The sequence below is a fragment of the Rice orange leaf phytoplasma genome, assembly GCF_001866375.1.
Lineage (GTDB): Bacteria > Bacillota_I > Bacilli_A > Acholeplasmatales > Acholeplasmataceae > Phytoplasma > Phytoplasma asteris.
The window spans coordinates 191,554-197,634 of the sequence record NZ_MIEP01000004.1 but is presented as its reverse complement, the minus strand read 5'-3'; the positions used below and the strand labels follow the sequence as shown (position 1 = coordinate 197,634).

The window sequence follows — 6,081 nt, the reverse complement described above, 5'->3', positions numbered from 1 at the left end:
CGCCTGTTCTATTAGGATCAAAGATGGTAAGTTCAGTGTTAATTTTTAATAATGTTTGCAAAGCCTCAATTAAGGCGTCTTTTCTTTTTAAAACCTCTTTTTTAAAATCAATCATTTTTATAACCCCTTTAAAACTTTGGATGGATAATTTTTTTATGTTTTTGTATCAAAATAATCAAAATAATTATAAACACAAGTAATGAAAAAATGAACTTTTAAATTTTTGTGAAATATAGAGATAAATTTTTAATTTTTTGAAGTTTTTGCAAGTAGCAAAGTTGGATGCCAAATGTCTGGTTTTAAAAACAATAGGTTGTTAATTTTATTTTGCTAATTCATATAAAGCTTCTGTGTAAATGACAGTTAAGGTAATTAATTTATCAATTGAAATAGATTCATTTTTTTGATGAATTAAAGAAACTTCATCGACAAAAGTAGGTCCAAAAGGTACTAAATTAGGGGCGCATTTTGCAAAAGAACCACCACCCACACACATAGGTTTGGAAACTAAATCATTAGTATGTTTTTGATAAACTTTTAATAATGTTTGCATTAATTCACTTTTAGGATCAACATACATAATGGGATGATGAATGGTATTTTTGAGGCAAAAATGTTGGCTCTTGGCTGCTTTTTCCAATTGAAAAAGGATTTTTTCAAATGTAATTCCTTTAGGATATCTTAAATTAAGAGTTAAAAAAGCTTGATTATTTTCTAATTTTAAAACTCCAGAAAAACAAACCAAATTATAAGTTTCTTCATCAAAGTGATTAATGCCTAATTTTTTTCCATCCAAACTATCTACCAAATATTGATCAAAAAAATCAACCAAAGTATTTGTAATTCCCAATGCTTTAAGAACTTTCATCAAATCATAAAGGGCATTTTTTCCTATTTCAGGAGTCGAACCATGCGCAGAAACGCCGTGAACTTCAAACTTTAACAAATCGCCTTGTGGTTCTAAAGTGGCTTTGATGCTGTTGGTTTTAACAAAATTATGGAATAAATCTGAGTAGTTAGGATCAAATTTTAGAACTGCTTGTGCCAAATCAGGAACAACATTAGAGGCTTGCCCGCTTTGAATACTTACAATTCTATTATCTAAAACTGTGCCTTCAAAAGTAAAATCCCCAATTCCTTTTTCGCAATAAATAGCAGGAAAATGGCTGTCAGGAACAAAACCAGACACAGGCACTTCAGGCAATTTAGTAAAATAATGTTTCATACAACGAAATCCAGTTTCTTCATCCACACCCAAAATTAATTTAATCCTTTTTGATAAAGGCAATTTGAGTTCTTTCAAGATTTTTAAAGCAAAATAAGCAGCAATTGTAGGTCCTTTATTATCTTGTGCACCTCTGCCATAAATTTTTTCATTGGCAATAAAACCTTTATAAGGGTGATAAGTCCAACCGGTTCCTGCTGGCACTACATCCAAATGACCAATCATACCAACCCATTCTTTTTGGTTGCCGTATTCAATATGACCAGCGTATCCTTCTAAATTCAGGGTTTTAAAGCCGCTTTGGGAGCCTAAATCAAGCATAAAATCAAGGGCTTGTTGATTTCCTTCGCCAAAAGGAGCGCCTGTTCTATTAGGATCAAAGGTGGTAAGTTCGGTGTTAATTTTTAATAATGTTTGCAAAGCCTCAATTAAGGCGTCTTTTCTTTTTAAAACCTCTTTTTTAAAATCAATCATTTTCTAACCTATTTTTTATTATTTTTATTTTTTTTGTTAATTTTGTTAATTTTAATTTTTTTGTTTGTTGCTTATGTTGTTTTTTGTTTGTATATTTTGTTGTAAACACTTGCAAAATCAAAAATACAAACACAAAATAAAATGTAAGCGTAGATAAGGTATTTTTTTTAATTTCAGTCATAATAATCAATATTAATCCATATAATAAGCAGATATTTGAGCAAAAATAAGAGGGAAAGGCGGAAAACAAAATATTAATTCTACATTTATTTTTATAATTTATCTACATCTTAATACTTAAATTTTAACATTATTTTAGCATTTAAAAAAAGAAAAATATTTTTTTTATAAAAAAATAAAAAAGTGTTTCTTTTTCGTTTTGATTCAGTTATAATATTAGTGGATTTTAAAGGAATTCGAAAAATTTTCAAAAACCGCTAGTAATAAATTCGTTTAAAATTCTTTATTTCATCTTAAACTTTTTGCATTTTACAAATTTGTACATTTGGATTTCGCAAAGATTAAGATATTAGAAAGCAAAAATAAAATCATTGAAAAATATTTACCAAAAACAACCTTGTTTAAAACAAAGGTTTATTTATTGTTTAAGTGCATTATTACTTTTGATCTTATTTGTAATAAGTTTTAATTACACTTTAAAAGCTGCTGGAACAGAACCAATAGATATCAGCACTATTGAAAAAAATATAGGATCTTTTGAAAGTGCACCAAATGACAAAAAAATCATTGAAAAAATTGTAAAAAATCAGAAAAATATAAATGGTCTTGCTATTGGAGACGATTTAGAAGTTGTTTCGATAAACAATAACAAAGCAACTGTCAAAGCAAAAGAAAATTCTAAAAAAATTAAAGGTCAAGTAGAAGTTATTTTTAATGTCAAAGAAGACCTAAATGTTTTAATTCAAAATAAAGCTTTAGGGGATATAGAATTAAATAAAATTCACAGTGAATCATTGATTTCTAATGAGGATTTATTAAATGCCATTAAAAGTAAAAATAATGGTTTAGTAATTACAAAAGAAGATGTTCATTTTCCTAAAAAAGATCGCTCAAAAGGTTATATAACTATTGAAGCATTTGATAAATCTCCTAAATATAAAGGAAAAGCTAAATTAACTTATCAAATTAAAAAAATAAATAAAGAAGAGTTTATTGCAGAAGTTAAAAAAAAATATAATATTCCATTTGACTCACCCATAAAACAAAATCAATTAGATGAAACAATTGAAAATGTAATTGCAGAAGAAGCAGGAAACCCAGATTCAACTAGAGACTTAGTTATGCAAAAAGTTAAAGAAGCAGTCGCACTTTTATTAAATGATGACAATACTTTATCTGAAACATTAACAACTTCTATGTCCAATAAAGAAGAGTTGCAAAACAACTCACAAACAATATTATCTCCTAAAATAACAAGCGAAAAAACAGATTATGGATTTTATATTGTTATTGCTTGCATTATATTAATTTCCATAACTTTTTTAAGTTTGCTTTTTGTTATTTTTAAAAAAAGAAATACTCAATCATAATTAAAAAATATCAAAGAGGTTTATAGCCTCTTTTTTATTTTATATTTATAAATTTATAAAAAATAAAATAGAAATGTTGGAAAAAAAATATAATTGAAAATGCCATCTTTTAAAAAAGAGATAATTATTGTAATAATAATCTTTTCTATACTTTTAATAATATTTGGTTGGTTAGGATGGCAAAATAACTTTTTTGCTTTAGAAGCTTCACAAAATTCTACTAAAAATACTTCTTTATCCTCTAAAAATTTTAATTATAATGATTTACAAGATTTACCAAAAAACCAAAATGAAAAAATCGAAGAACAAGCTCCAGAAGCAAAAGAAAACAATTTAGATAATCCCAATCAAAAAGGGAAAAAAACATTGTATCCACAAATAACAGAAATTGAAGAAATAAAAGAAACACCCAAATACAGACTAAAATCAACTCCCAAACCTAACCAAAACAACAACACACAAACTATCAAAAAAAATCCTCATTTACAAAAAGCCAAAAATAAAATAAAAGTGATGCAAAAAAAACTAGTTTACCAAAACCAAAAAATTATTGATTTAAAAGAACAAATCTTACTTTTGGAAAATGAAAAAAACAAACCCAAAGAACTAGATAATCAATTTAGTGATCAAATTAAACCTCAATTGGAATCTCAAATCCAAGGAATGAACATTTATAATGTATATTTAGGGAAAAAAAGCGATAAAGATATGGCGTTAGAATGGTTACGAAAAAACTTTTCTAATCAACATTATCGAATTAACTTTTCTTATGGTTTGTATAATTCTCAAATTATCCAATCCACAGTTTTTTTTGATTCACGCATCAAAGAACCAATACCCCAAAACCTTTTATTAGTTTATTTTGATGGAGGCAAAAGAAATAAAGATAATAATTGTTATTCTTTGGAGGCATTAAAAACTTTAGGTAATGGTGCTCAAAATATGTATATTCTTTGGCAAGATGAAAGTCCTTTTAATGACAAAAACTTTATTCAAAACAACTTTTGCACTGACCTTATTTATGAAAAAGGATGTTTTTTGGGTGGACCTTCTTATTTGGATGTCAAACACATTGCTTTAAAAAATATTAACACCAATGAAATTATTGCCACTTTTCCTGTTAAATGTAAAATTGAAGTGCCTTGTTTACTTGATGGACTAAATTTAGAGTTAAAATTTCCTTTTTATAACTACAAAATAGAAGGTTTATTGTCAAATACTCATATCAAAAGTCTTAGAAAAATTGATGTATATTGTAAACACACAGGACAATCAAAAACACTTTTTTACAAAATTTAAAAAAATAAACAGTAGATTGCAAATTCAATCTACTGTTTTTTTAATATAAAATATGATGTAATAACTACCTAAATTATAATTTGAATGTTTTTTTGATTTATGTTTGGTTCGTTGTTATTTAATGTTATTATTTAAAATAAAGCATCCCATCTTTAACAACAAGACAATTACTACTTTGATTTTGGGTAAGTTCTTCCAATTTAGTTTGTAATTTGGTTTCAGAAACAAAAGGACAAACCCCAAAATTTAGTACTAAACGACGAGCTTCTTGTTCAGTTTTAACTAAAGCCAAAACAGGAACGGATGGATGAAATTTAGAAACATTATAAGCATCTTTTAAGTCATAGACAACAATTGCTTTAACATCGGTGCGTAAAGCCAATTCCACAGCACTTAATAAAAGGTTTTCTTTGGAGTTTTTAGGTTGGTATACTTGTGATAAAGCTTGATAATTAACTACTTTTTCAGCTTGATAATTAATTTTTTTCATATAAGTTACAGCTTCTACAGGATATTCACCTGAAGCACTTTCGCCCGATAGCATAGTAAAGGTGGTGCCTTCTCTAACTGCATTAAAGACATCAGAAGTTTCAGCTTTGGTTGGACGCGGATTTCTTTGCATAGATTCTAACATTTGAGTAGCTACTACAACTGGTTTGCCGTATTCTAAACATTTAGTAATCATACGTGTTTGGTAAAGTGGTACTAATTCACCATCAACTTCTATTCCTAAATCACCTCTTGCAACCATAATACCGTCTGATTCTTGAATGATTTCTTCTAAATTATCAACACCTTCTTGATTTTCTATTTTAGAAATAATTTGGATGTTGGAATTTCCTTGTTCTTGTAAAATTTTTCTAATATCTTTGACATCTTGAGCTCTTCTAACAAATGAAGCAGCAATATAATCAAAATCTTGTTGGGCAGCAAAAACAATATCTTGATAATCTTTAGGAGAAATAAAATCCATTTCTAAATTAACTTTAGGAACATTTACACCTCTACGAGATTTGATGGAGTGAGTATTTTTGGCTTTAGTAACTAATTGTTGTTTGGCTTCGTCTTTGCCTACAACTTCCAAAGATAAGTATCCATCATCAATATTAACCATATCGCCAACTTTTAATTCATTGTATAAATTAGAATAACTAACTGAAAAAAGTTTAGCATTACCTAAAACTTCTGTCATAGATATTTTTACTTCAGAATCTTTTTGAATTGTTACTACACCATCAAATTCGTGAGTTCTAATTTCAGGTCCTTTAGTATCTAACATAAGTCCTGTGTGTTTGTCTAATTTATCGCTAATAGTTTTAATGGTTTTCATTAAAAGTTTAGTTTGTTCGTATTGAGCGTGAGAAAAATTAAATCTTGCTACATTCAAACCTGTTTGAATTAAGGCTTGTAAAATGTTTTTATCATAAGAAGCAGGTCCTAAGGTACAAATTATTTTAGTTTTGTTCATGAATAACTACATCCTTTTTTGTTTTTTAAAATATAAAAATGATTGTCAAAATTAGTTAAATTATG

Annotated in this window: 4 protein-coding genes; 2 read left to right on the top strand and 2 right to left on the bottom strand. The window is 27.3% G+C overall.

The genetic code is table 11. The features are described from left to right. Positions 1-322: 322 nt before the first annotated feature. Positions 323-1,699 carry a dipeptidase PepV gene (gene pepV, locus BHE82_RS01960; RefSeq protein WP_071345577.1) on the bottom strand — a complete coding sequence of 459 codons (1,377 nt, stop codon included), beginning with the start codon at positions 1,697-1,699 and terminating at the stop codon, positions 323-325. A gap of 623 nt (positions 1,700-2,322) precedes the next feature. On the opposite strand from pepV, the gene BHE82_RS01950 reads away from it, so the two are divergent. Both BHE82_RS01950 and BHE82_RS01945 read left to right on the top strand, forming a co-directional pair. Then, positions 2,323-3,249: a hypothetical protein gene (locus BHE82_RS01950; protein ID WP_071345588.1), complete on the top strand. Its 927-nt coding sequence runs from the start codon at positions 2,323-2,325 to the stop codon at positions 3,247-3,249. Positions 3,250-3,348: 99 nt separating this feature from the next. Then, positions 3,349-4,548 carry a hypothetical protein gene (locus BHE82_RS01945; protein WP_257608390.1) on the top strand — a complete coding sequence of 400 codons (1,200 nt, stop codon included), beginning with the start codon at positions 3,349-3,351 and terminating at the stop codon, positions 4,546-4,548. A gap of 127 nt (positions 4,549-4,675) precedes the next feature. On the opposite strand, the gene pyk is transcribed toward BHE82_RS01945, so the two are convergent. Beyond that, positions 4,676-6,016 (bottom strand): pyruvate kinase, encoded by a 1,341-nt coding sequence (gene pyk / locus BHE82_RS01940; RefSeq protein ID WP_071345576.1) that lies wholly within the window; start codon positions 6,014-6,016, stop codon positions 4,676-4,678. Positions 6,017-6,081: the final 65 nt, after the last annotated feature.